Annotated in this window: 24 protein-coding genes; 9 read left to right on the forward strand and 15 right to left on the reverse strand. The window is 71.6% G+C overall.

Annotated elements, in window-relative coordinates:
- Positions 1–168: 168 nt before the first annotated feature.
- From AB0B35_RS05595 to AB0B35_RS05615, 5 genes are all read right to left on the reverse strand, one after another.
- Positions 169–2,973 (reverse strand): hypothetical protein, encoded by a 2,805-nt coding sequence (locus tag AB0B35_RS05595; RefSeq protein ID WP_361041059.1) that lies wholly within the window; start codon positions 2,971–2,973, stop codon positions 169–171.
- Positions 2,970–4,082: an AAA family ATPase gene (locus AB0B35_RS05600; RefSeq protein WP_361041062.1), complete on the reverse strand. Its 1,113-nt coding sequence runs from the start codon at positions 4,080–4,082 to the stop codon at positions 2,970–2,972. The genes AB0B35_RS05595 and AB0B35_RS05600 overlap by 4 nt, the downstream gene beginning before the upstream one ends.
- A gap of 351 nt (positions 4,083–4,433) precedes the next feature.
- Entirely contained in the window at positions 4,434–5,840 is a 1,407-nt protein-coding gene (locus AB0B35_RS05605; protein ID WP_361041066.1) for a VWA domain-containing protein, read from the reverse strand.
- Positions 5,837–7,219, reverse strand: coding sequence for a hypothetical protein (locus AB0B35_RS05610; protein WP_361041069.1), 1,383 nt, complete (start codon positions 7,217–7,219; stop codon positions 5,837–5,839). The genes AB0B35_RS05605 and AB0B35_RS05610 overlap by 4 nt, the downstream gene beginning before the upstream one ends.
- On the reverse strand, positions 7,219–7,722 hold the full coding sequence (locus AB0B35_RS05615; protein WP_360537174.1) for a hypothetical protein: 504 nt from the start codon (positions 7,720–7,722) through the stop codon (positions 7,219–7,221). The genes AB0B35_RS05610 and AB0B35_RS05615 overlap by 1 nt, the downstream gene beginning before the upstream one ends.
- A 498-nt stretch (positions 7,723–8,220) precedes the next feature.
- Here AB0B35_RS05615 and AB0B35_RS05620 point away from each other — a divergent pair, with 498 nt between their 5' ends.
- Entirely contained in the window at positions 8,221–8,787 is a 567-nt protein-coding gene (locus tag AB0B35_RS05620) for a hypothetical protein (RefSeq protein WP_361041071.1), read from the forward strand.
- Between the two features lie 193 nt (positions 8,788–8,980).
- On the opposite strand, the gene AB0B35_RS05625 is transcribed toward AB0B35_RS05620, so the two are convergent.
- The 4 genes from AB0B35_RS05625 to AB0B35_RS05640 form a co-directional block, all read right to left on the reverse strand.
- A complete protein-coding gene (locus tag AB0B35_RS05625) occupies positions 8,981–9,370 on the reverse strand; it encodes a hypothetical protein (protein WP_361041073.1) in 390 nt (129 codons plus the stop codon).
- Positions 9,367–9,630: a hypothetical protein gene (locus AB0B35_RS05630; RefSeq protein ID WP_361041075.1), complete on the reverse strand. Its 264-nt coding sequence runs from the start codon at positions 9,628–9,630 to the stop codon at positions 9,367–9,369. Before AB0B35_RS05630 ends, AB0B35_RS05625 begins: the two co-directional genes overlap by 4 nt.
- Before the next feature lie 26 nt (positions 9,631–9,656).
- The gene (locus AB0B35_RS05635) at positions 9,657–10,619 is read right to left on the reverse strand and encodes an NAD(P)-dependent alcohol dehydrogenase (protein WP_361041078.1); all 963 of its coding nucleotides are present in this window, start codon (positions 10,617–10,619) and stop codon (positions 9,657–9,659) included.
- A 116-nt stretch (positions 10,620–10,735) separates the two neighbouring features.
- Entirely contained in the window at positions 10,736–11,860 is a 1,125-nt protein-coding gene (locus AB0B35_RS05640; RefSeq protein ID WP_361041080.1) for an NAD(P)/FAD-dependent oxidoreductase, read from the reverse strand.
- 58 nt (positions 11,861–11,918) lie between these two features.
- On the opposite strand from AB0B35_RS05640, the gene AB0B35_RS05645 reads away from it, so the two are divergent.
- The 4 genes from AB0B35_RS05645 to AB0B35_RS05660 all read left to right on the forward strand — a co-directional run bounded on the left by AB0B35_RS05645 (position 11,919) and on the right by AB0B35_RS05660 (position 15,296).
- Positions 11,919–12,521: a TetR family transcriptional regulator gene (locus AB0B35_RS05645; protein WP_361041083.1), complete on the forward strand. Its 603-nt coding sequence runs from the start codon at positions 11,919–11,921 to the stop codon at positions 12,519–12,521.
- 84 nt (positions 12,522–12,605) lie between these two features.
- On the forward strand, positions 12,606–13,322 hold the full coding sequence (locus AB0B35_RS05650; RefSeq protein ID WP_361041086.1) for an alpha/beta hydrolase: 717 nt from the start codon (positions 12,606–12,608) through the stop codon (positions 13,320–13,322).
- A gap of 85 nt (positions 13,323–13,407) precedes the next feature.
- Positions 13,408–14,046 carry a TMEM175 family protein gene (locus AB0B35_RS05655; RefSeq protein ID WP_361041089.1) on the forward strand — a complete coding sequence of 213 codons (639 nt, stop codon included), beginning with the start codon at positions 13,408–13,410 and terminating at the stop codon, positions 14,044–14,046.
- A 47-nt stretch (positions 14,047–14,093) separates the two neighbouring features.
- The gene (locus AB0B35_RS05660; RefSeq protein WP_361041092.1) at positions 14,094–15,296 is read left to right on the forward strand and encodes a hypothetical protein; all 1,203 of its coding nucleotides are present in this window, start codon (positions 14,094–14,096) and stop codon (positions 15,294–15,296) included.
- Positions 15,297–15,338: 42 nt separating this feature from the next.
- Here AB0B35_RS05660 and AB0B35_RS05665 read toward each other — a convergent pair whose 3' ends face one another.
- The 3 genes from AB0B35_RS05665 to AB0B35_RS05675 form a co-directional block, all read right to left on the reverse strand.
- Positions 15,339–16,379, reverse strand: coding sequence for a nucleotidyl transferase AbiEii/AbiGii toxin family protein (locus AB0B35_RS05665; RefSeq protein ID WP_361041094.1), 1,041 nt, complete (start codon positions 16,377–16,379; stop codon positions 15,339–15,341).
- Positions 16,380–16,474: 95 nt separating this feature from the next.
- The gene (locus tag AB0B35_RS05670; protein ID WP_203688747.1) at positions 16,475–16,618 is read right to left on the reverse strand and encodes a GPGG-motif small membrane protein; all 144 of its coding nucleotides are present in this window, start codon (positions 16,616–16,618) and stop codon (positions 16,475–16,477) included.
- A 147-nt stretch (positions 16,619–16,765) separates the two neighbouring features.
- A complete protein-coding gene (locus AB0B35_RS05675) occupies positions 16,766–17,293 on the reverse strand; it encodes a hypothetical protein (protein WP_361041096.1) in 528 nt (175 codons plus the stop codon).
- Between the two features lie 145 nt (positions 17,294–17,438).
- Between AB0B35_RS05675 and AB0B35_RS05680 the strand changes: the two genes are divergently transcribed.
- The gene (locus AB0B35_RS05680) at positions 17,439–18,515 is read left to right on the forward strand and encodes a PHP domain-containing protein (protein ID WP_361041098.1); all 1,077 of its coding nucleotides are present in this window, start codon (positions 17,439–17,441) and stop codon (positions 18,513–18,515) included.
- A gap of 5 nt (positions 18,516–18,520) precedes the next feature.
- On the opposite strand, the gene AB0B35_RS05685 is transcribed toward AB0B35_RS05680, so the two are convergent.
- Positions 18,521–18,928, reverse strand: a complete 408-nt coding sequence (locus AB0B35_RS05685) for a low affinity iron permease family protein (RefSeq protein ID WP_361041100.1) — start codon at positions 18,926–18,928, stop codon at positions 18,521–18,523.
- Positions 18,929–19,115: 187 nt separating this feature from the next.
- On the opposite strand from AB0B35_RS05685, the gene AB0B35_RS05690 reads away from it, so the two are divergent.
- The 3 genes from AB0B35_RS05690 (at position 19,116) to AB0B35_RS05700 (ending at position 22,352) form a co-directional block, all read left to right on the forward strand.
- Entirely contained in the window at positions 19,116–20,084 is a 969-nt protein-coding gene (locus tag AB0B35_RS05690; protein ID WP_361041102.1) for a helix-turn-helix domain-containing protein, read from the forward strand.
- A 51-nt stretch (positions 20,085–20,135) separates the two neighbouring features.
- Positions 20,136–21,080 (forward strand): RNA polymerase sigma factor SigJ, encoded by a 945-nt coding sequence (sigJ, locus tag AB0B35_RS05695; protein WP_361041103.1) that lies wholly within the window; start codon positions 20,136–20,138, stop codon positions 21,078–21,080.
- A 90-nt stretch (positions 21,081–21,170) separates the two neighbouring features.
- Positions 21,171–22,352, forward strand: coding sequence for an FAD-dependent oxidoreductase (locus tag AB0B35_RS05700; protein WP_361041105.1), 1,182 nt, complete (start codon positions 21,171–21,173; stop codon positions 22,350–22,352).
- 58 nt (positions 22,353–22,410) lie between these two features.
- Here AB0B35_RS05700 and AB0B35_RS05705 read toward each other — a convergent pair whose 3' ends face one another.
- A complete protein-coding gene (locus tag AB0B35_RS05705; RefSeq protein WP_361041108.1) occupies positions 22,411–23,049 on the reverse strand; it encodes a hypothetical protein in 639 nt (212 codons plus the stop codon).
- A complete protein-coding gene (locus AB0B35_RS05710; RefSeq protein WP_361041110.1) occupies positions 23,046–23,510 on the reverse strand; it encodes a hypothetical protein in 465 nt (154 codons plus the stop codon). The genes AB0B35_RS05705 and AB0B35_RS05710 overlap by 4 nt, the downstream gene beginning before the upstream one ends.
- Positions 23,511–23,512: the final 2 nt, after the last annotated feature.

Genomic DNA, 23,512 nt, shown 5'->3' on the forward strand with positions numbered 1-23,512 from the left:
GGGCCAGACCTTAGCCGACGTCTGCACGCGGACAGGATCGCAGTGCCGGGCATCCGCCCAGGTCAGCACAGATGATGACGGTATTGATACCGTAATGTCCCAATCTTGCGGCACATCCTGCCCGGGGGCCGTGGCGGAGCCGACTCCGCCACGGCCCGAGGACCTCGGTCAATCGACGCCGATGGCGACGGCCAGCTCCGCGGCCGACAGCGGATACCGGGTCAGCAGGTCGTTCGCCGGGCCGGTGCCCGCTGCCTGCTCCGAGGCAGCCCAGGTGCCGTCGCAGCCGAGGAGCGCGGCGAGCGCGTCGGTCGGCTCCGGGTGCGTGGCGAGCAGCGCCGCGACCGGACCGGCCGGGGCACGCGGCGCGACGGCGGCGGCTGCCGGCTCGACGGCCGCCGCCGACCAGGGCGGGGTCCACGCGTCGAGGGTCGGCAGGTCGCCCGGGAACACCCGGCCGGCCTCGCGGACCAGCAGGCCGACGTGGTCGCCGCCCTCCTTGCGCAGCGTCGTGATCAGCGCCGGCAGCCAGGGCAGCAGCACGGCGTCGGGCAGCCGCCCGAACGCCTGCGAGATCGCCTCGACGACGAACCCGGCCAGCGCCGGCACCGGCTCCAGGGCCTGCACGAACCCGCTCAGATACTGCGGGTACGCAGGCAGCACCAGCGGGTTGTCCAGCAGTGCGACGCAGCGTTCGCGCAGCTCGGCCCGGGACAGCAGGCCGAGCTGGTGCTGGGCCGCCCACAGCAGCGCGGTCTTGCCGGGCGTCGTCGGGTGCGACTGCGCCACGGCCAGCTCCAGCTGGGCCCGGTCGCAGCCCAGCGACAGCGCGAGACTCTCCATGCTGAACAGGAAGCCCAGCATCGCGGCGACCTGCTTGGCGCCGGTCTCCTCCTCGACGAAGGCGTTCGGCAGCAGGGTGCAGTAGTGCGCGTACCCGGCCTTGACGAACGCCTCCAGCCAGGCGGGCAGCACCGGCTCGGTGGCCCGGTAGTGGGCCAGCAGGCGGCGGGCCCGGCGCAGCACGTCCGGGGCGTCGTCGACGGTGCGTTCGGCGGCCAGCAGCTCGACCGCCCGCGCGCCGAGCTCGTCGGCGAAGCGGCGGCTGCGCAGGTACAGCGTGGCGTCCTCGACCGCGCCGAGCGCGACCGCGGCCGTGGCCTGCGGGCCCCACACGGAGCGGCGCAGGCGCTGTTCGAGGACCTGCTCGACGGTGATGCCCTCGTAGCCGAGTTCGATCAGCTCGCGGGAGTGGGTGCCCAGCGCCAGGTCCCAGGACTCCTGGATGGCCCGGTGGCCGAGCCGCCGCTCGCCCATGATCGGGCGGGCCGCGCCCTGCGGCAGCAGGTGCCGCAGGATCCACAGCAGGTCGGAGCACTTGCCGAGCACCGGATCACCCGCGATGTCGAGCAGGGCCCGCTGCACGCCGCGCTGCTCCAGCTTCAGGCCGAGCGGCGCGAGCCGGTCGTGCACGTCGCGGGCCAGCGGCGGCAGCGATTCGTAGCCGACCTGGCCGATCCGGTCGCCGCCGAGCATGATCTCGCAGAGCCGCCGCACGTCGCGGCGGCCGGGCACGGACTCCTTCTCGATGCAGGTGACGGCCGCGTCCTGGAAGTCGTACGGCGTGGGCCGGGCGCGGCCGCGCATCCCGGCGAGCAGGATCGAGGTCTCGAACACGGCGATGGCGTCGGCGGTGCTGGACAGGTAGCCGTTGCGGCGGGCCAGCCGGACGATCTCGACGGACCAGCCGAGCAGCTCGTCCTCGTCGAGCGTGTCGAGCACCGGGGGCCGGGCGAGGAACCCGGACAGCCGGTCGGCGACCTGCTGCGACTGCGGCGAGTCCACCGGGGCCGGCTTGGCCTTCTTCTTCGCGGCGCGGCCGCCCTGCTGGCCCTCCAGCCGGTACGGCTCCACGCCGGTGCGGGTCAGCGACTTCGCGAAGACCGCCGCGGCGATCGACACCGAGCCCGAGGCCAGCCCGAACTGGGCCTCGATCGACGAGTGGCTCGACGGGATCAGGCCGTAGTGCCACTTGGTGGCGGTCCGGGGGCTGATCTCGTAGCTGTCCGCGCCGTGCAGGCCGAACTCGTCGACGTGACTGGCGGCGTGGAACGCCCCACAGATGTAGAGCGTGTCGGCGGCGTCTACGCCGGACGTGGCGAGGTGCTGCCGCATCCGGGTCCACATGTAGCGCTCGCGTTCCTCGTCGGAGGTGACCCGGTCGCGCGCGCCGGGCGCGAGCCGCCGGAACAGGCTGCCGATCAGGACCATGACCTGCCGGTACGTGTCGTAGTCGGCGTCGCCGAGGGGCTGCTCGACGTACTGGTCCCACCACTCCGACCAGTGCCGCACCTTGCCGTGGTGCAGCAGGTGCTCCTCCAGCTCGGCGAAGCGCGGACGCAGGTCGCCGATCTCGACGCCGACGGCGTCGCCGTGCAGGTCGGCGTCCTCGGCCGGTTCCGTTCCGGCTTCGGGTGCGGGCTCGGCGGCCTTTTCCTTGCGGGGCTGCCATTGGAAGACGTGGTCGGTGGACCGGTCCACGAGCACCAGCTCGACCCCGGGCGTGTCCAGGGCGTACGCGATGGCCTGGTATTCGGCCGACGCCTCGGTGATCGGCGCGACCACCGACAGCGGCGCCCAGTCCTGCGGGAAGCCGTCGAGTTCTGACGCGAACGCCTGCACCGCCACCGGCAGCTTGCAGTTGCGCAGCTCGGTGAGCAGCGGCGTCATGTCCTCGCACAGCTCCAGGTAGATGACCTTGGGCTGCTTCTCGCGCAGCCGTTTGGCCATCGCCATCGCGGACGCGGGCGAGTGGTGGCACACCGGGCAGATCTCCAGCGGCTCGGCGAGCGCCCGGTCGACGTCGTCCACGATGCCGGACAGAATCCCGGCGAGCGCGTCCGGCCCGTCGGCGAGCGCCGCCGCCGCGTCGAGCAGCTGCGAGCGCAGCGCCCCGAAGGTGGGTTCCGTCACGACAGTGTCTTGATCGCTTCGCGGCCGCCGTCGAGGAACTCGGTCCACGACCCGCCCTCGGCCTTGCTGCGCGGCTCGACGACGCCGTGCCAGTACTTGTTCAGGATCGCCAGGTCCTCCGGGGCCCGCCGAGCCAGCGACCCGACCAGCGAACCGGCCAGGGTCTGCGCGCGCAGGGCCCGGTCGCCGAAGAAGTTGCTGTGCAGGATCGCGTCCTCCAGGACGCCGATCTGCTCGGCGGTGGACAGCGCCGATTCGAGCTTCTCGTCGTCGCTGCCCGCCGACGCGGCCGCGGCGCGCAGGTCGGCGAAGCTCTGCAGCAGGATGTCGAGCAGCGTCGGCGGCACGTCCAGCTCGATCTGGTGCCGCCGGAGCAGCTCGACGGTGCGGAAGCGTACGATCTCGGCTTCGCTCTTCTTGTTGGTCACCACCGGGATGCGCACGAAGTTGAACCGGCGCTTCAGCGCCGACGACAGGTCGTTGACGCCCCGGTCGCGGCTGTTCGCGGTCGCGATGATGGAGAAGCCGGGCTTGGCGAACACGATGTTGTCGTCGTCCAGCTCGGGAATGGACACGTACTTCTCGGACAGGATCGAGATCAGGGCGTCCTGGACGTCGCTGGTGGAGCGGGTCAGCTCCTCGAAGCGGCCGATGACGCCCTGCTCCATCGCCGTCATGATCGGCGACGGGATCATCGAGGCCCGGGACTGGCCGTTGGCGATGACCGCCGACACGTTCCAGGAGTACTTGATGTGGTCCTCGGTGGTGCCCGCGGTGCCCTGCACGACCAGGGTCGAGTTGCGGCTGATCGCCGCGGCGAGCAGCTCGGCCAGCCAGCTCTTGCCGGTGCCCGGGTCGCCGATGAGCAGCAGACCCCGGTCGGAGGCGAGGGTGACGATGGCGCGTTCGACGAAGCTGCGGTCGCCGAACCACTTCTGGGCGACCTCCCGGTCGAGGCCGTCGGCGCGCTCGCTGCCCAGGATGAACAGCCGCACCATCTTCGGGCTCAGCCGCCACGAGAACGGCTTCGGGCCGTCGTCGATCGACTCCAGCCAGTCCAGCTCCTCGGCGTACTTGGTCTCGGCGGGGGCGCGCAGCATCTCGGTCATCAGATTCCTATCGTGGATACTCCGGCCTTCAGGCCGGAGAGGAAACGGAACCCCTGCGGAGCAGGGCAGGAAAAGCCGGTTCGCCGCCAGGCCGAATCCGGCGTCCGCCGGTGTCGCATAGGTGGACAGGTGTGCTAATTTGTTGAGGCCTGGCAGGCGATAACCAAGCCGGTCGGGCCTACCGCCGGGCTGGCGGAATGTCAGGTCTGTGGAGCTTGTGTAAGACCGATGGGCGGTACACCGTCCCTTGCTGGTAGCCCAGGTCGGCAACGGGCTGTGAAGCAGAAAGTTCAACCCGCGAGGGTCGAATCCCCCTGCTTCAGCTGGGGGAGATGTCAAGGGTCGGTTCTCCTAAGCGAGGAAGTTCTTGAGTTCGAACACGAGCTTGCGGATGTGGCCGGACACGACCGGCGTGCCGAGGTCCTTGAAGCGCTGACGGAACCACGGGTTGACGATGTTCTGCCCGGAGCTGGTCACCGAGCCGACGGGGATGAACCGCACCCCGGAGCGCTGCACGGCGACGATGCTGTCGTACAGCGGCTGGGAGCGGTCGAACTCGTAGAAGTCCGAGATCCACACCATCGCCGTGTTGGCCGGTTCGGCGATCTTCGGGCGGGCCATCGCCATCGCGATCGGCCCGTCGTTGCCGCCGCCCAGGTTCGTGCGCAGCAGCACCTCGAACGGGTCGTGCACCCACGGCGTCAGATCGATGGCCCTGGTGTCGTACGCGATCAGGTGCACGTCCACCTTCGGCAGCCCGGCGAAGATCGAGGCGAGGATGGTGCAGTTCACCATCGAGTCGACCATCGAGCCGGACTGGTCCACCACCACGATCAGCCGCGACGGGGTGGTCTTGGCGGCGGTGTGCCGGTAGAAGAGCCGGTCGACGTAGAGCTTCTGGTCGTCCGGGCTCCAGTTGGTGAGGTTCTTCCAGATGGTGCGGTCGAGGTCGAGGTTGCGGAACACCCGCTTCGGCGGCACGCTCCGGTCGATCTTGCCGACCGCGGTGCGCTCCACCTGGGTGCGCAGCACCGCCGCGACCTCCTCGACGAACCGCCGGATCAGCGACTTCGCGTTGGCCAGCGCGACCCCGGACAGGTTCGACTTGTCGCGCAGCAGCTGCTCGATCAGCGACATGCTCGGGGTGAGCTGGGCGGCGAGCTTCGGATCGGCCAGCACCTCGCGCAGCTTCATCCGGCTCACCAGGTCGCCTTCCAGCTCACCGAGCGTGCCGCCCATGCCCTGCCCGCTGCCGCCGCCCATCGCCCCGCCGCCGCCCTGCCGGCGCAGGCTGCCCGGCTCCTCGCCCAGCGCCTTCTCCAGCCACCCGGCATCGGACTGCCAGCGCGCCAACTGCGTCGCCGACACCGAGCCCGACCCGGTGTCGAACACGTTGAGCAGCAGCTTCGCCGCGAGCGCGGCCCGGCGCACCTCGGCGGCCGTATCCCGCCCGGCCTCGGCCGGCGACGCGGCGGCCTCATCGGCGGTCGACGCGGCCGCGCCGGCCTCGCCGGAAGCCGCGGCACCGAGTTTCTCGGGCGTCATCAGGCCGTCGAACTCCGTGGCCAGGTCGGGGAATCGCTGCACGATGTTGTCGATCGACACCGACGGGTCGAGCAGCGCGGCGGGCAGCCCGATGTCCTCGGTCACGGCCAGGCTGGCCGCTTCCAGGGTGCCCTGCTCCTCGCGGCTGAACAGCCGGGCGATGAGCCGCCAGTAGATCACCTGGCGGCGGTTGACATCCGCGTCCACAGTCATCGGCGCAGCAACCTTCCGGCCCGCTCACGCAGCACCTTGACCGCGTCGGCGGCGGCCGCCTCGGCCTTGGCTCCGGCGGCATCGGCTGCCCCGCCCGCCCACGCGCCCGCGTGCACGGCGACCGGCTTACGCTTGACCTGCGCCTCGACCGCGAGCGGCTGGACCGTCCAATGCCCGTCCCAGCGCAGCAGCCCGATGCAGGCGGTCGACGCGGCGACCAGCGCGGCCGTCAGCGGCCCGGCGCCGTGCATCCGCTCGATGTCCACCTCGACGGTCAGGCCCGGCAGGGTGAGCGTGACGCCGTCGTCGTGCGCGGCCGCCGTGTACCCCTCCAGCAGCACCGGCTCGGCGATGCGGACCGGATGCCGCTCCAGCGGCGGGACCGGCGCGGCGCTCGCCGCCGCGAGCTGCACCCGTGCGGTGGCGAACGGCTCGGCGGGCGCTCCCGCCTTCGCGTTCCCGTCGGACCAGATCAGGTCGCCGCACACGGTGACCGGCATGTCCGTCAGGTCCATGGCGCGCTGCTCGGTGACCGCCGCCAGCAGCGAACTGTGCCCGCGCAGCAACTGCCACACGCCCGACCCGACCAGTGTGTCCACCTTCGGGGTGGAGACGCTCGCGCGGACCAGGCGCGGCCCGTCTGCCGTCTCCAGCACCGCGTGCACCTGCGCCTGCACCGCGGTCGGGTGCTCGTGCAGGTCGATCCCGAGCGGCAGCAGCCGCCCCGACACCGTGCTCGGCTCGGGCGCGGCGAGCGCGCCCGGCTGGGCCAGCAGCACCGCGCGGGCCCACAGGTCGGCCCAGCGGCGCACCGGCACCCGCGGCATCGTCGCGCCCGGCGCGCACGCCCGCAGTTCCCCGGCGAACCCGTCGAGCAGCGCGCCCAGCCGCCGCAGCCGCGGCTCCGCGAGCAGCGCCTGCACCGCCTGATCAGCGTGCGCCACGAGGTCGTGGTCGATGCCGCGCCAGCCCGCGATGGCCAGATCGGACAGCCAGGACCGGGCCGCCGCGAGCAGGTTGTCGGCTCCCGCCATGCTGCCCGGTCCGGGTGCGGGCCAGGCCTCGCGGTTGCGTCCGGCCGCCTCGTCGAGCCGGGCCAGCAGCGCGTCGTGGGACGCGCCGAGCAGCGCCGAGCGCGCCGCCACCAGCGCCGCCAGGTGCTCGTCGGAGATCGAACCGGCGATGGTCTTCTCCACCGCCTCGGCGGCACGTCCGGCCAGCGGGGTCCCCGACACCGCGGCGGCGAGCGCGTGCAGCGCCGCGATCTGCTCCACGCCTGGCCGCAGCAGCCCGCCCACCAGCGCGCCGTCGAACCCGGCCACCACCTCGTACGCCTCGGACACCCCGTCGACCGGGGCCGCCAGCAGGTCGAACCGCATCAGCGCACCGCCCCGCCGGCCGGGAACCAGTGCAGCTCGGGCAGCGGCTCGGTGGTCGCGGCCAGCTCCAGGTAGGCCAGGTGCCGCAGGAAGCGGCTGAACACCGGCGCGCCCGCCGACGGCTCGTGCCACGGGTCGACCGCCGCCAGCACGGCCGCGCCGGTCGTGGCGTCCTCGGCGACGTCGGCGCGCACGTACCGGGCGACCCGCTCGACGCCGTACTGCAGCACGGCCTCGTCGGCCAGGGCGCGCAGGTGGTTGCAGCCGCCACGGCGGATGCCGCCGCACGGGCGGTTGTTGTTGGTGCTGCAGTGGAACGAGTGGTTCGCGGCGGTCAGCGAGGACACGTACACCCGCTCGATGTCCGAGCCGCTGGACACCACTCCCTGCAGCCGGCCGTCGGCCAGCTCCACGAACGGCACCTTGGCGAGTTTGCGCGGCCGCGCGGGCGCGACCACGCGCGCGGCGCTGCGCTCCTCCCACGGTTTCCGGGCAGCATTCACCCTGCCTGCACCTCCTTGAACGGTGGTTCCACCGGCCAAGGTCGGCTTCGGCGGCGCGGTGAAGTTACCGTCGCCGCCCGACAGTTTCCACTCGGTGCTAAGCAACCCACTTCGTCATGCCCCGGCGTACGCGAGAGGGAGACGGCATTCTGTCACTCCGCACCTTGTCAGCATTGTGGGAACCTTGCTCCGACGCCCAACTTTGTAGCGAAGGGTGTCGGCGCGTATACGGATCGGGATCGATTACGGAGAACCGTGAACCGACCACGGCGCAGCGGACCTTGCAGACCCGGCCTACAGTCAGCGTCGAACCGCTGGCATTGCAGGCCAAGCGCGCCAGCGAATCTAACCAGGACAGTCGGACCGGTACCGCCTGGATAGTGAGGTGTTTAATTTGACAGTGCCGTTAGGGGTATTAAGTTGAGGCAGGAAAGCCGAAGTGCCGACCACAAGGTACAGCTACTTATCGCCGGTTTAACAATCTTATTTTCGGCGGCCGTGTCCTTCGGTGTAGCCGATTTTCAGGTAACAGCGGTACGTAATGATGAGCGCAATGAGAAGCTGTCGAACCTTCAAAAGTCGATTACTCAGGTTGAAATGCCGCATCGGGACTTCCGGGCGTCCTTGTTAGCGCTATCAGCCGGGGAGGACGACTCCAAGCTCACGCAGACGGATCTCCCATTGACAAAAGCAATCGAGGACATGCTTATGCCGGCTCTCGATCTGCGCTCCAGCTGGCTTGATGCACGAAGCGACCTGGGCGATAAGACAGAGATTGCAAACTGCCTGGACAAGGTAACTAGTTATTTTGATGCCATCTCGAGAGTGTCAAGGCCCGCTAGCTGGAATAGCGTAAATGGTGGCGTGGTGGACCAGAGAAGAGCAACCGAGTATGCCATGACGATTCCCCATTTCGATGTTCGAACCATTGACACGATTGATGCTCAAAGCCACAATGTCGCAGAAGTACTGAAGCGACTCGAGAGAGATATTGGCTCTTTCCGGGATGGAACTTCCTCCTCCGCAGGTTTGAGCTGTGACCATCTCTTCTTTGTGTCGGCCTAGTTTCAGCCCGTTGGCCCGCACCACGAAACTGGGTATCCGCACTCAATTGCCAGGTACTGCCGCTGAACGACCCGCATGGCGCAAGGCGGCGGAGTTGAGGTGCGGCAACTGTCCGGACAGCGCTGTCCGGACCCCATTCAGCCGCCCGGACGAACCCTTGTTGTCGCGACTCAGAACGTTAATCTATATGAAACTACGACAGTTTGAGCACGTCGTACGGGTCGAGCACGTCGGCGTAGCGGTCGGGGTGGAACGTCGCGAGCGTGGCGCCCGGGTCCTGGACGACGGCGACCGCATGGGCCGGGCCGTGGCCGAGGGAACGGGCCGAGGCGGCGACCGCGGGCACGAGGTCGGTGTGCATCGGCAGCACCTGCACCGGGCTGTCCGCGCGTCCGATCAGGTCGGTGAGCAGGCTCTGCTCCTCCTTGCCGAGGTCGGGCCACAGGTCGACGAGCGCGAGCACCGGTATCCCGGCCAGGTCGCCGTCTTCGGCGACCGTCTGCAGCAGCTCGCCCACCGACACGCTGTCCAGCCGGGCGTACGCACGCAGCGCGGAGGCGTCCAGCACGACGGTGATGTTCACGCGGTCTGCCGGCGGCCGGCCCGCTCGCGGCGCACCCGGTGCAGCCGGTCGCGCATCGCCGCCACGCCCGCGTCGGTGATCGCCTGCTCGCCGGTGTAGCCGTGCTCGGCGAGCATCGCCTTGATCCGGTCGAGGCGGCGGTCCTTCTCGATCAGGCTCGCCAGGTACGCCGAGGTGTTCCCGTTGCCCTTGGCGCGGGCGTACTCGGCCAGGTCCACGGGCAGGCTGATCGAGGTGCGGTCGACCTGTTCTCGGTTCATACGATTACTGTACTCCGTAATACTGATCAACCGACGGTGATGACGACGTTGCCGGTCTTGTGGCCGGTGTCGACGTGGCGGTGGGCCTCAGCGATCCGCTCCAACGGGTAGGTCCGGTCGATGACGATGCGCAGCTGGTCCCGTTCGATGAGGTCGCGCAGGTAGACCAGCAGGTCGGCCTTGTTCACCGACATGCCGCCGACGACGCGGCGGCCCCCGGTCAGCGCGGTCAGCCAGACCAGCGGGACATTGTGCAGCCCGGTCGTCGGCACATAGCAGCCCTTCGGGGTGAGCGAGCCCCGGCAGGCGCGGAAGGAGCTGCCCGCGATCGTGTCGAAGACGACGTCGTAGCGCTCGCCGTTCGCGGTGAAGTCCTCCTTCGTGTAGTCGATCACGTGGTCGGCGCCGAGCTCGGCGATCAGCGCCGTGTTGCGGGTGCCGCAGACGGCGGTGACGTGCGCGCCGAGGTGCTTGGCGAGCTGCACCGCGTACGTGCCGACGCTGCCGGACGCGCCGACGATCAGCACCCGCCGGCCCGGCCGCACCTTGGCCTGGTCGCGCAGGAAGAACAGCGCGGTGGTGGCCCCGTCGACCGCGGCGGCGGCCTGCTCGAAGGTCACGTTCGCGGGCATGAGCGCGAGCGAGCCGTCCTCCGGCATGCACTTGTACTCGGCGTACGCCCCCAGCCCGAAGCCGGTGAAGCCGGACACCCGGTCACCGGGCTTGAACCGGGTCACGCCCGCGCCGACCGCGGCCACCTCGCCGGCAAGTTCCATGCCGAGCCGGCGCATCCGCTGGCGCGGGCGGGTGAACCCGAGGACCACTCGGCCCCAGCGGGGCTCGCCGCGCCGCATGGCGGCCTCGGCCGCGGTGACGGTCGTCGCGATGATCCGGATCAGGACGTCACGCTCGCCGGGCACGGGCGGCTCGACCTGGGTCAGGCGCAGCACGTTGGGGGTTCCGTAGGCAATGTGCTCGATCGCGCGCATGGCTGCCCCATCCCTGAGGTGTCACTGGACGGACGACGTCGGCCGATGTCCGCCACGCTAAGCGCGCTGCCGGACCACCCGCATCGGCACTAACCCTGAACACGCCCCTTAAGCCGTCAGACGGTCTCGTCGTTGAGGACGCTGCTGATCCCGCGCAGCTGCGCGGCGTACGCCCTGCCGATGAGGGTCGGCGGCATCAGCCTGGTCAGCCTGCGTACCAGCGGGGGCAGTGGCTTGTTGGTCTGCTCGCTCGCAGCGCGCCGGGAGACCTTGCGCACCCGCCGGGCCCGCAGCGCCTCGTAGCGCCGCAGCGCGCCGGGCAGGTCGGCGGTGTCGCCCCGTAGCGCGCGGCTGAGCAGCCAGGCGTCTTCGAGGGCCTGGTTGGCGCCCTGCGCCTGGGTGGGCGGGAAGGCGTGCGCGGCGTCGCCGAGCAGCGTCGCCCCGCCGCGTCCCCACTGGTCGGGGATGCGATGGGTGACGTGCCGGAACGACTCCAGGTCCTGGTCCCGGATCTGACGCAGCAGCCCCTGCACGAGCGGGCCGTATCCAGCGAACCGCTCGGCCAGTTCGGCGGCGGGCGATCCGCCCAGCGGCCGGTGCACGTCGAACCACCACATCAGCAGCCCGTCGCCGGACGGCAGCAGCCCGACAAGACCGGCATCACCGACGACACAGACGCCCGTGGTGCCGTCCACCAGCTCGGGCAGCACCGGGGTCAGGCCCTGCCAGGTGGTCCACTCGTTCTGGGCGGCGGGTGCCGGGTCGAGGACCGCGCGGCGTACGGCGGAGCGGTGCCCGTCCGCGCCGACCACGACGTCGGCCTCGTGCCGGTCGCCGGTGGCGTCGATCGCGGTCACGCCGTCGGGACGGACCTCGACGTCGACGATCTCGCGCGAGAACTCCACCGGCACCCCCTGCGCGAGATGCCTGACCAGGCGCTCGCGGGGCACCGACGTCACCGGGAAGCCGATCCGGTCGGCGAGCACCGTCAGGTCTGCGGTGACCATGGTCCGGCCGTCGGCGGTGTCGAACCGCAGCCGGTCGAGCCGCCCGCCGAACCCGGCCAGCGGCGCGCCGAGCCCCGCGAGCGCGGCCGCCCCGTTGCTGAAGATCGTGACGGCGGCGCCGCCGGTGCGCAGTTCAGAGGCTTGTTCGAGGACGCTGACCTCGTGCCCGGACCCGGCGAGTCCCCGGGCCAGGGCCAGCCCGCCGACGCCGCCTCCCGCGATCAGCACCTTCACCGCGACACTCCCATTCACTACGTACGTTGTACAACGGATGGTGCCATACAATGCACGGGTGCCGCCACCCAACGAACAGCGCCGGGCGCAGCTCACCGACGCGGCGATCGACCTGCTCGTGGAATCGGGCGTGCACGGGGTCACCCACCGGGCCGTCGACCGGCGCGCAGGGCTGCCCGCCGGGACGGCGTCGAACTACTTCCGCAGCCGGGAAGCCCTGCTCGTGGCGACCGCCGGACGCGTCGTGGAGCGCCACCAGGCCGACATGGCCGAGGCGGCGCGAACCGAGCCCGCCCCCGCCTCGGGCGACGGCGCGCAGCGGGCGATCGACCTGATCGCGGGTTCGCTGCTGCTGGCCGCAGGCCCGCACCGAGCCCGCTACCTGGCGATCTTCGAGCTGCGCCTGGAGAGTCTGCGGCGACCCGCCCTGGCCGCGGCGCTCGATGAGCTGATGGCGGCGATGGCGTCGTTCACCGGCGGCCACCACGCCGACCTCGGCTTGGACATCCCGCCGGCCGCGATCCCGCCGATGCTCGTGATGTACGGCGGAGCGCTGTTCGCACTGGTCACCGGGCCGGTCGAGGCGGTGACCCGGGAGGTGGCGCTTCCCCTCGCGGTCGCGATCGTGGAAGGCGGCCTAGGCGCAGCACGGAGCGCGTGACGGCCGTCACGGACGGTCACATCTTGTGAGGCTGCCCTGTCTTAGCTGTTTGAGCAGGGCAAACCTTACGAAACGGAGAACACCATGACCGACCGGAAGCCGACCGTCGTCCTCGTGCACGGGGCCTTCGCCGAATCCGCGAGCTGGTCCGGGGTCGTACAGCGGTTGCGGGAACGGTCGATCGACGTCGTGGCGGTCGCCAACCCGCTGCGCAGCGTGCATGGCGATGCCGCCTACGTACGCGACGTGATCGCCGCGATCAGCGGACCCGTGGTGCTCGTCGGCCACTCGTACGGCGGCATGGTCATCACCGAGGCCGCGGCCGGCAGCGACAAGGTCTCCGGCCTGGTCTACGTCTGCGCGTTCGCGCCCGACCACGGCGAGTCCGCGATCGAGCTGTCGGGCCGCTTCCCCGGCAGCACCCTGGGCCAGGCGCTGACCGCCTACCCGGTCTCGACCGGCGGCAACGAGCTCGCCATCCGGCGGGACGTGTTCCACCAGCAGTTCGCCGCCGACGTGCCGGCCGAGCGGGCCGCCGTGATGTACGCGACCCAGCGCCCGGTCACCGAGCTCGCCCTGACCACGGGGCTGCCCGCGACCGCTCCGGCGTGGGCGTCGATCCCGTCGTGGTTCGTCATCGGCGACGCCGATCTGTGCATCCCGGCGGAGCTGCAGCGGTTCCTGGCGAACCGGGCCGGCGCCAAGAGCGTCCGCGAGGTGCCGGGCGCGTCCCACGCGATCAGCGTCTCGCAGCCCGACGCGGTGGCGGCGGCGATCATCGAGGCCGTCGGCGCGGCCTGACCCCAGCCGGGGGTGAGGTCGTGGCTGTCTCCTCGGGCCTCACCCCCTCCCTCGGACAGCGGACCGGAGAAGGGCGGATACAGCGATGAAGACCAGTCGGGTGGAGGCGTTCAGCGACGGGGTGCTCGCCATCATCATCACGATCATGGTGTTGGAGCTGCGGGTGCCGGAAGGCCACGAGCTCTCCGACCTGCTCGGCATGAGCGGCACCGGGTTGCTGACGTATCTGCTGAGCTTCGTCTACATCGGCATCTACTGGAATGCCCACCACCACATGTTCCACCTGGTGGAGCGGATCAGCGGCGGTGTGCTGTGGGCGAACCTGGCGCTGCTGTTCTGCCTGTCGCTGTTCCCCTTCACCACGGCCTGGGTCGACGAGTCGGGGTTCGCGCGCACGCCGGTCGTGCTCTACGGCGTGAACCTGCTCGGTTCGGCGCTGGCGTACGTGGTGCTGCAGAACGTGATCATCGCGCAGCAGGGGCCGGGCTCGGCGCTGCGCCGGGCGGTCGGCGGCGACCGCAAGGGCAAGGCGTCGCTGGTGCTCGACGTCGCCGGCATCCTCAGCGCGCTGCTGATCCCCGGGCGGGCCGGGGTGTGGGTAGCGCTGGGCTGCTTCGTCGCCGTCGTGGTCATGTGGGTGGTGCCCGACCCGCGCATCGACAAGATCGTGCGCGAGCACACCGATCAGGACGCGAGCACCTCTGCCGCCCGTGCGCCGATCTGACCTGGCCGGGCCCACGCGGCCGACGGGCATCCACTACGTTGGCCGCCATGGGATTGCTGGGAAGGTTCTTCGGATCGCCCCGGGACAGGTTCGCGGCCGAGGCGCTCCGGATCGCCCGGCAGGCCCCCGGGGTCCGGCGGGTCAACTACGACGCGGGCAAGTTCGCGATCGCCGCCTGGCGTGACGGTGCCACCGCCCCCGTGTGGATCTACCTGTCGAACGTCTTCGCGGAGAGCGAGGGTGCCGGGGCGGCCGCCCGCCGGGACCGGATCACGCAGCTCGTGCGCATCATCATGACCCCGCACGACGACGAGACCTGGCACGAGGTGCGCCACCGGCTGCGGCCGGTGCTGCGAGCGGAGACCTTCGGGCAGGGCGGGCCGATGGGCATGGTCCCGCCGCTGTCCCGCGCCGCCCTACCGCACCTGCGGGAACTGGTGGTCGTCGACCGCCCCGAGTCCATGGCGTACGTGACCCCGGCCCGGCTCGACGAGTGGGAGGTCACCGCCGACGAGGTCTTCGCCGCCGCCCGCGAGAACCTGCAGCGCCTGGCCGAGCGCTCGCTGAGCCGCGACTGGCCCGACGCCGGCGCGCTGATCCGCATGGTCGACACCGGCGACGCCTACTTCACCTCGCTGCTGCTGGCCCCTGGCTGGCTGGCCGGGATCAGCCACGCCATGGACGCGCAGGTCGTCGCGTTCGTGCCCGACATCAACACCGTCCTGCTCTGCCCGGTCGGCGAAGGCGGCATGCCCGGCCTGTTCTCCCTGGTGGAGAGCGAGTTCAACGAGGCGACCCGCGGGGTCTCACCGGTCGGCTACGTCGCCGACGAGCGCGGCCGCGTCGCGCCGTACGCCCCGCCGCCGGGCCACCCGGACCACGTGCCCGCCCAGCGCGCCCAGGTCGTGCTCGCCCACACCGAGTACGGCGCGCAGACCCGGTGGCTGTCGGCGCAGTACGCCGAGCACGGCATCGACGTGTTCGTGGCGTCGCTCATCGCCGCCGCCCGCCCCGACGAGCCGGCGATCACCGTCACCACCTGGACCGACGGCATCACCACCCTGCTGCCGGAGGCGGACTTCGTCTCCTTCGTCCGCGACGGCGAGAGCTGGGGCCGGGTGCCGTGGCGCGACGTGACCCGGCTCGTCGAGCTGACGCCCGAGCCGCTGCTCGCACCGACCCGCTACCAGGTCGGCGACTGGCCCGCGCCGGAGGTCATGGCACAGTTGCGCGCCCACGCGGTCGACTGAGCCGCCGGGACCCGCGGCGAAACCCGGCCCTCGGGCGCACCGTCACGGACCGAGGACCGGCGGCAGGGCGGTGATCAGCCGTTCGAGCCAGGGTCCGGCCGACGGTCCGCCGAGGTCGCCGGGCCAGTCGACGCGCCAGGACCGCACCCGGTCCGGGTGGTAGGCGTCCGGATCGGACACCCGTCGCGACAGCTCGCGCCGCAGACGGCCGCTCAGGCGGGCGCCGTCGCGTTCGGCGAGCAGCACCGCGTCGTACAGGTCCTTGCCCGCGGACGTGCCGTCAGCCGCCTGGTCATGGTGCAGCCAGTGCAGCTTCCAGGCCAGCGACAGCTCCGGCCCCGCCGTCCACACCGCGGTCGGCGGGCCGCCCCCGGACCGGGGGATCGCGGTGAGCACCGGCGGCTCCGGCAGGCGCTCGTCGTAGGAGAAGTCGAGCTGCAGCAGCCCGTGCACCGTCTCGTCGAGCCGCCAGGGCAGCAGCAGACGTGTGCCGCCCGCCCCGTCCTCCTCGCCGTCGTACGCGTACGTCCAGCCGTGGTCGATCTCGGCCCGATCGGCGTCGAACCGTACGCCGCCTTCGGCCTGCGGCTGCCGGTGCACCAGTTCCAGGACGTCCTCGTGCGGACGGTCCAGTTCCATCCGGTCCAACGGCGGCATCCAGCGCAGGCCTTCGGGCGGCAGCACCGCACGGATCCCGCCGGTGTCGAAGTCGTCCGGGTCCCACATCTCGTCACCGGCCGCGCCGTGAACAGCCTCCGGCCAGGTACGCACCCGGTCGAGCTTGTCCACGTACGGAAAGGGGAAGGCGGGGTCCACCGGCACCCAGGCCACGGGGCGTACGACCCAGTCCAGGTCGCCCGGATCGCGCGCCCGCTCCCCCACCCAGGCCAGCATGGTCACGCTGCCGCGCAGCACCAGCCGGTCCCCGCAGGGCTCGGCGGCGACGAGGGCGAGCACATGATCGAGCGCCGCCCGGTGGGCAGCCCGGCGGCGCTCGCACGCAGGTGACGGCGTGCTCTCGGACTGCCCCGCGAACCCCATGCCGACCGCCCCCGCCGAGACACCACGCTTCGTGGCGCGCACCGGCGCAGAGGTTAGGCGCGGGGTCCGACAACAGTCAACGAACGCTCGCATCGGACGAACAGGATGAACAGTCCGATGCGAGCCGAAACAGCAGATCAGGTGAAGATGCTGACCCCACCCGGGCCCACCAGCAGGCCGACGACGATCAGCACGATCCCCCAGAGGATCTCCCTGCGCAGCAGGGCGAAGATACCCGCGATCACCAGCACGACCGCGAGGATCCACAGCAGCGTGGCCATCATTTCCTCCCTTGTGACCGGCCGGCCCTGGTCGGGCAGGAATCCCGGTGGCGCACCGGTGCGGTCTGCGATGGCCGACCGGACGCACTACATTCCGGGTACCCAAGGTGGAAACATGGCAAACCGGCCACGCCCGCCGGTGCCGGGTCAGCCGACCTCGACCGGGTCCAGGCGCAGGCGCTCGATCAGGTGCGCCCGGTGCATGTTCGCCACGGAGGCGACCAGGTCCGGGTGCCGCAGCAGGGCCGCGGCGCGCGCGTCGTCGGCGTCGGGGGCGGTGAGGCGGCCGAAGTCACGGTCCACGACCTGGGCGTGCTCGCAGTCGGCGGTCGCGGCCACCGCGTCGGCGGCCAGCCGCGGGTCCGACAGCAGGCAGGCCGCCCAGCTGGCGACGACCTCGTCGACCCAGCCCCGCCAGATCCGGTCGGCGGCGGAGAGCTCCTCATGCTCGTCGGCGCGCATGACGCGGTCCAGCCCGCCGGAGCCGCCCGGCCCGAGCATCGCCAGCAGCCCGGCGTCCATCTCCGTGGGGTAGCGCAGCCACGCCGCGACCGTGGCCGCCTGCCGGGCCTGCGCCAGCACGCGGGCAGCCTGCGCCGGCCCGCCGTCGGACGGGTATGCCCGGGTCAGCCAGTGGGTGGTGGCGGCGATCACGGGGGCCAGGCCTGCGGTCACGTCTACCTCATTCGGGGTGCGCGGGGCCGCGCCGGTGCGGCCTGCCCCGCCGGGGCAGCGAGGATCAGCAATGTTAGCCACGACCAGGGCGGAGAGCAATTCATGATCTTGATTGGGTACGCTCAGCGGGCCGGCAGGATGTGACATGTCCGATACGCCGGGGTACAACGTCGGGGTGAGCCGCGATCCCGCCGCCGACCTGCTGGCCATCGCCGTGGAGCTGGAGCGCGCCGGCGAGGCCGGTTACCGCATCCGGGCGTTCCGCCGGGCCGCGCAGACCGTCGCCGCCACCGACCCCGCCGACCTGGCCGGCCGGGCCGCCCAGGGCACCCTGGCCAAGCTGCCCGGCCTGGGCGAGGTCACCGCCCGCTGCGTGGCGGAGTCACTGGCCGGGGAGGAACCGGTCTACCTGAGGCGGCTGCTGGCCACCGCCGACCGGCCGCTCGACGAGGCCACCGAGGAGCTGCACCGTGCGCTACGGGGCGACTGCCACAGCCACTCCGACTGGTCCGACGGCGCGGAGCCGATCGAGGCGATGGCCGACGCCGCCCGCGCCCTGGGCCTGGAGTACCTGGTGCTCACCGACCACTCCCCCCGCCTCACCGTGGCCCGCGGGCTGACCGCGCAGCGACTGGAGCAGCAGCTGGCCGAGGTCGAGCGGCTCGACTCCGGCTACGGCGACGGCTTCCGCCTGCTGTCCGGCATCGAGGTGGACATCCTCGACGACGGCTCGCTCGACCAGAGCGACGAACTGCTGAGCAGGCTCGACGTGGTCGTCGCCAGCGTGCACAGCAAGCTGCGCGCGCCGTCCGAGGTGATGACGCCGCGGATGCTGGCTGCGGTCGCCGACCCGCACACCGACATCCTGGGCCACTGCACCGGCCGGGTGCTGCGGCGCGCGGGCGGCGACGCCGCCGTCGAGACCCGGCCGGAGAGCACGTTCGACGCCGAGGCCGTGTTCGCCGCGTGCGCGGACCGCGGGGTCGCCGTGGAGATCAACTCCCGGCCGGACCGGCTCGACCCGCCCAAGCGCCTGCTGCGGCTCGCCGTCGAGGCGGGCTGCCTGTTCGCCGTCGACTCCGACGCCCACTACAGCGTCCAGCTGGACTGGCTGCGCTTCGGCTGCGAGCGCGCCGCCCGGTGCGGTGTGCCGGTGGACCGGGTGGTCAACACCTGGCCGCTGAACCGACTACTGGACTGGACCCGCCGCGACCGTTCCTGAGCGGGTCAGCGGGTGCCCTCGCGGTGCTCCAGGCCGACGGCGTCGCGCAGCTCGACCATGTCCTGGGTCAGCTGGTCCCCGCCCCGGCTCTGCGCCTCCATCAGGTCGGCCAGGCCGTCGGCGATCGCGTTGAGCTTGTGCTGCACCGCCTCGTTGGCGCGGGTCTGGCTGTTCTGCAGCAGCGCCACCATGAGGAACGTGACGATGGTGGTGGCCGTGTTGATGATCAGCTGCCAGGTGTCGACCTTGCCGATGAACACGATCGACGGCGCCCAGACCAGGATCAGCAGCACGCACAGCGCGAAGAACCAGGCCTTCGACGCGAAGTTGCTGGCCGCCTCCGCGAAGTGGTCGAACATCGACATGTCCTTGCCGGACACCGATGAGGGCATGTCTTCCTTGCGCCCGGTCATGACCGGCCTCCCGTCGTCAACCGCACATCCCGGTATTGCCCGCCCGCGCCGCTTTCCATGCCTGCGCGGCCGCCCGGTCCCGCGACTGCCGCGAAGTCCGGATCGAGTACGGGGAACCGCGGGCCGCTCGCGACGGTCAGTACCGGGGAGCACTGGCAAGATCCGCACATCGGAGGTAACAGGCACCATGCCCGACGAGCCGGAGATGCTGCCCGCGTTGGAGGAGCACGCGTACCGCCTGCTGGTGAAACTGGATCGGGCCCGGCCCGACGACCTCGCCGCGATCACCACGCTGTCGCACGCCGAGGCCGCCCGGGTGCTGCAGGCGCTGCAGGCACGGGGCCTGGCGGCGGTCCAGCCCGGCGAGCAGGCGGTGTTCCGCCCCCTGCCGCCCGACGTCGCCCTCGGCAACCACCTGCTGCGCCGGTACGAGGCGCTGGAGCGGGCCCGGCAACTGGTCGCCGACCTGAACGACGAGTACCGCGCGGGCGTGCGCCGCCTGGAGGCCGACCACCTCGTCGAGGTGGTCGTCGGCGGCGCGGCGCTGCGGGAACGGCTGCGCCAACTGCAGGACGGCGCCCGTCAGGAGATGCTCTGGTTCTGCCGGTCCAACCCCGTCGCGCTGCCCAGCGGCGAGAACACCGCCGAGCTGGACGCCCTGCGCCGCGGCGTGCGCTACCAGGTGATCTACGACCGCGAGTTCCTGCAGTCGCCCGGCGTGCTCGACAACGCCCAGGCCGCGATGCGCCTCGGGCAGCAGGCCCGCACCCTGCCCAGCCTGCCGATCCGGATCGCCATCGCCGACCGGGCCACCGCGATCTGCCCGCTGGTCCGCGAGACCGGCGGCGGCGAGCCCACCGCCGCCGTCATCGGCCAGAGCGAGCTGCTGACCGCCGTCGTCGCGCTGTTCGACGCGTACTGGGCCATGGCCACCCCGATCCACCCCTCCGGCGAGGCGGCCGCCGACGGCCCCGACGACGCCGACCTGTACGTGCTGTCCCTGATGATCGGCGGCCTGCCCGACAAGGCCATCGCCTCCCAGCTCGGGGTCAGCCGCCGCACCGTCCAACGCCGACTCGACCGGCTGATGGGCCTCGCCGGGGTCGACACCCGCCCCGGCCTGGCGTTCCACGCGGCCCGCCACGGTTGGCTCTGACCCGCGGCCGCGACGCGGAGTCGATCACCGGCGGCTGGTTAGTATCGGGCCATGCCGCTGACCGCGCTGGACGTCGACCGGTTCGAAGCCGCCAGGCCGCGCCTGGAGGCCGTCGCCTACCGCCTGCTCGGCTCGTCCGCGGAGGCCGAGGACGCCGTGCAGGAGACGTACCTGCGCTGGCAGGCCACCGACGTCGAGCGCATCGAGGTCCCCGAGGCCTGGCTGACCAAGGTCCTCACCAACCTGTGCCTCAAACAGCTCACCTCGGCACGGGCGCGCCGCGAGACGTACGTGGGCCAGTGGCTGCCCGAGCCGCTGCTCGCCGGCGACCCGATGCTCGGCCCGGCCGACACCGCCGAGCAGCGCGAATCGGTCTCCTACGCCGTCCTCACCCTGATGGAGCGCCTGTCCCCCAACGAGCGCGCCGTGTACGTGCTGCGCGAGGCGTTCGACTACCCGCACCGGGAGATCGCCGAGATCCTCGACCTCACCGAGGCCGCCAGCCAGCAGATCTTCCACCGCGCGAAGAAGCACGTCGCCGACGGCAAGGCCCGCACCGAGATCGACGACGCCACCGCGCGGCGCATCGTCGAGGAGTTCCTGGCCGCCGCCACCAGCGGCCGCACGGAGCCGCTGGTGCGGCTGCTCACCGCCGACGCCATCGCGATCGGCGACGGCGGCGGCAAGGTCCCGGCCCGTGCCAGGGCGTTCGAGGGCGCGGTCGCGGTCGCGAAGTTCCTGTGGGGCCTGTTCCGGCCCGCCGAGGCCAAGCGCGCCATCATCGGCGGCGCACCGGAGATCTTCGCGACGACCGCCAACGGCGACCCCGCCGTGGTGGCCGTGGTGGACGGCCGGGTCGTCGGCATCATGTGCCTGGAGGTCACCGCCGAGGGCATCGCCGCGTCCCGCAATCAGGTCAACCCCGACAAGCTCGCCCGCGCGACCGCGCACTGGGCCGCCACCGACCACGGAAAACCCCTGTTCACCGCGTTCTGATCGCCGTGTGAGCTGCTTCACAGCCGTCCCTGTCAGGAAACGGCGGGCTGCCCGGTTCAAGAGGCGAACCCGCGAAGACAGGAGCAGGAAATGAAGCACCGCATCGTCGTCATCGGAGCCGGATATACCGGAGCCACCGCCGCCGGCCGCCTCGCCAAGCGGCTGCACCGCGAGGACGTCGCCATCACCCTGGTCAACGCCGAGCCCGACTTCGTCGAACGGGTGCGCATGCACCAGCTGGCAGCCGGCCAGGACCTCACACTCCGGCCGCTGCGCGAGATGTTCGCCGGCACCGGCGTCGAGCTGCGGCTCGCAAAGGTCACCGGGGTCGACGTCGGCCGCAAGACCGTCGCTGTCGCCGACGGCGGCGAACTCGCCTACGACACCCTGGTCTACGCCCTCGGCAGCGGCTGGAACACCCAGGGCGTGCCTGGGACGACCGAGAACGCGTACGAGATCGCGAGCCGTTCCGGCGCGCTGCGGCTGCGCGAGCGCCTCGCCCGCCTCGACGCCGGGCAGACCGTGGTCGTGGTCGGCGGCGGCCTCACCGGCCTGGAGGCCGCGACCGAGATCGCCGAGACCCGCCCCGACCTCCAGGTGGCGCTGGCCGCCCGCGGCGGCCTCGGCGACTGGCTGTCCGCCAAGGGCCGCGAGCACCTGCGCAAGGTCGTCGGCAAGCTCGGCATCACCGTGTACGAGAACGCCGCCGTCACCCGCGTCGACGCCGACCGGGTCGCCCTCGCCGACGGCCGGACCGTCCCGGCCGCGGTCACCGTGTGGACCACCGGTTTCGCGGTCCACCCGATCGCGCAGGCGACGACCCTGGAGGTGACCGGCACCGGTCAGATCGTGGTCGACGGCACCATGCGCTCGGTCTCGCACCCGGACGTGTACGCCGTCGGCGACGCCGCCATGGCGATCGGCGCCGGGGACAAGCCGCTGCGCATGTCGTGCGCCTCGGGAACCCCGATGGCGTGGCAGGCCGCCGACGCGATCGCGGCCAGCCTGACCGGCGGCAAGCTGCCGACCGCGCACCTGCGCTACTTCAACCAGTGCATCTCGCTGGGCCGCAAGGAGGGCCTGATCCAGTACGTCACCGCGGACGACGTCGCCAAGCAGGCTGTCCTGACCGGACGGCTCGCGGCCGCGTACAAGGAGGTCATCTGCAAAGGCGCGGCCTGGGGCGTGGCCAACCCGACGCTGGGAGTGCCGACCCGGCCCCGCCGCATCGCCCGGGACACGGTCGCCGCGGCCGTCAACGCGCCGGCGTAGCGCACGAAGCCGAAGCGGGCGCCCTCATGACGGGGACGCCCGCTTCGGCCGCACGCGCCTACGGCGTCCAGCGCCGGCTGTTCACGCCGGGCCAGACCTGTTCGAGCACCGGCACCAGCGTCCCGCCGAACGCCACCGTTCCCTCGTGCGAGGCGTATGCGATCCAGCTCGACGATTCGTCCGACCAGACGCCCTCGGCACCTGTGTACCGCGGTGCCGTCAGATTCACCTCGACGGCGTATTCGGGGCCGTACTCGCGCAGCTCGATCACCCGTCGTACCCCGAGCCGGTCGAGGGCGTGCCGGAAGGCGTCGACGACAGGCTCGGCCCGCAGATGCGCCGTCGCCGCCCACACCCTCACCTGACGGGTGAAACGATCGCGCTCCTCGGACGCGGCTTGAGCCTCGATCTCGCGGGCGGGATCAGTGAACACCGGCCCGGCTGTGCCGGCCGCGCGGACCAGCAGGTCGGCGAGCCGGGACGAGCCGGGAAGACGGTCGCCGTCCAGGCGTTCGACCTCGACCAGGACGGCGTCCACGACGCCGTACCGGGGGAAGATCGCCTTGGCTTCGTCGGTGTAGTGGTAGCCGTCGGCGGCTCGCCCGTGGTTCGGCAGCCGGGAGTAGCGGGCCGCCGGCTCGGTATACCTTTCCGCCAGGTAGCGCCTTGCCGTGTCGTGCAGGATCTGAGGGTTCACCTGCCGTTGTCCGGCATCGTGCGGATCGTGGTGCCCGGTCCGACATCCCTGGTGAGGCCGTACCAGTAGAAGGTGAACAGGTCGTGTTCGCGGCCGTGGTCGAGCCGCTTGGCGACCTTGTTGTGCGGGAAGCCGCGCAGCCCGTTCGGCATCTCGACCACGGCCGCCCTCTCGTTCGCGTCGTAGGCCCAGCGGCCGCCGCCATGGCGCACCATCAGCTCGCCGACGTACGCGCCCATACCCATGATCATGCTGTGGCGGTACTCGGCCGGCGGATCCGTCGCCAGGAAGGCGTCGCAGAGGTCGTCCAGCCGCGACGCCTCGGTGGAGTCCCACCCGAGCGCCCGGCCGTCTTCCGCGGAGGCGCTGACGAACGCCTCCGCCAAACCGCGCATGGCCTTCGCGGTCTCCGCGTCGCTCGGGTCGGCGCGCCTGCGCAACCGGTCCAAAAGCCAACGCATGT

This window comes from Catellatospora sp. NPDC049133 (assembly GCF_040648455.1).
Classification (GTDB): Bacteria; Actinomycetota; Actinomycetes; order Mycobacteriales; family Micromonosporaceae; genus Catellatospora; species Catellatospora aurea.

Excerpts from the sequence above, each read along its gene's own strand:
- AB0B35_RS05600 (WP_361041062.1), bottom strand. The coding sequence starts at position 4,082 with ATGACCGAGATGCTGCGCGCCCCCGCCGAGACCAAGTACGCCGAGGAG.
- AB0B35_RS05710 (WP_361041110.1), bottom strand. The coding sequence starts at position 23,510 with ATGCGTTGGCTTTTGGACCGGTTGCGCAGGCGCGCCGACCCGAGCGAC.
- AB0B35_RS05630 (WP_361041075.1), bottom strand. The coding sequence starts at position 9,630 with ATGAACCGAGAACAGGTCGACCGCACCTCGATCAGCCTGCCCGTGGAC.
- sigJ (WP_361041103.1), top strand. The coding sequence starts at position 20,136 with ATGCCGCTGACCGCGCTGGACGTCGACCGGTTCGAAGCCGCCAGGCCG.
- AB0B35_RS05605 (WP_361041066.1), bottom strand. The coding sequence starts at position 5,840 with ATGACTGTGGACGCGGATGTCAACCGCCGCCAGGTGATCTACTGGCGG.
- AB0B35_RS05680 (WP_361041098.1), top strand. The coding sequence starts at position 17,439 with ATGTCCGATACGCCGGGGTACAACGTCGGGGTGAGCCGCGATCCCGCC.
- AB0B35_RS05670 (WP_203688747.1), bottom strand. The coding sequence starts at position 16,618 with ATGGCCACGCTGCTGTGGATCCTCGCGGTCGTGCTGGTGATCGCGGGT.
- AB0B35_RS05685 (WP_361041100.1), bottom strand. The coding sequence starts at position 18,928 with ATGACCGGGCGCAAGGAAGACATGCCCTCATCGGTGTCCGGCAAGGAC.
- AB0B35_RS05655 (WP_361041089.1), top strand. The coding sequence starts at position 13,408 with ATGAAGACCAGTCGGGTGGAGGCGTTCAGCGACGGGGTGCTCGCCATC.
- AB0B35_RS05650 (WP_361041086.1), top strand. The coding sequence starts at position 12,606 with ATGACCGACCGGAAGCCGACCGTCGTCCTCGTGCACGGGGCCTTCGCC.
- AB0B35_RS05690 (WP_361041102.1), top strand. The coding sequence starts at position 19,116 with ATGCCCGACGAGCCGGAGATGCTGCCCGCGTTGGAGGAGCACGCGTAC.
- AB0B35_RS05660 (WP_361041092.1), top strand. The coding sequence starts at position 14,094 with ATGGGATTGCTGGGAAGGTTCTTCGGATCGCCCCGGGACAGGTTCGCG.
- AB0B35_RS05700 (WP_361041105.1), top strand. The coding sequence starts at position 21,171 with ATGAAGCACCGCATCGTCGTCATCGGAGCCGGATATACCGGAGCCACC.
- AB0B35_RS05610 (WP_361041069.1), bottom strand. The coding sequence starts at position 7,219 with ATGCGGTTCGACCTGCTGGCGGCCCCGGTCGACGGGGTGTCCGAGGCG.
- AB0B35_RS05635 (WP_361041078.1), bottom strand. The coding sequence starts at position 10,619 with ATGCGCGCGATCGAGCACATTGCCTACGGAACCCCCAACGTGCTGCGC.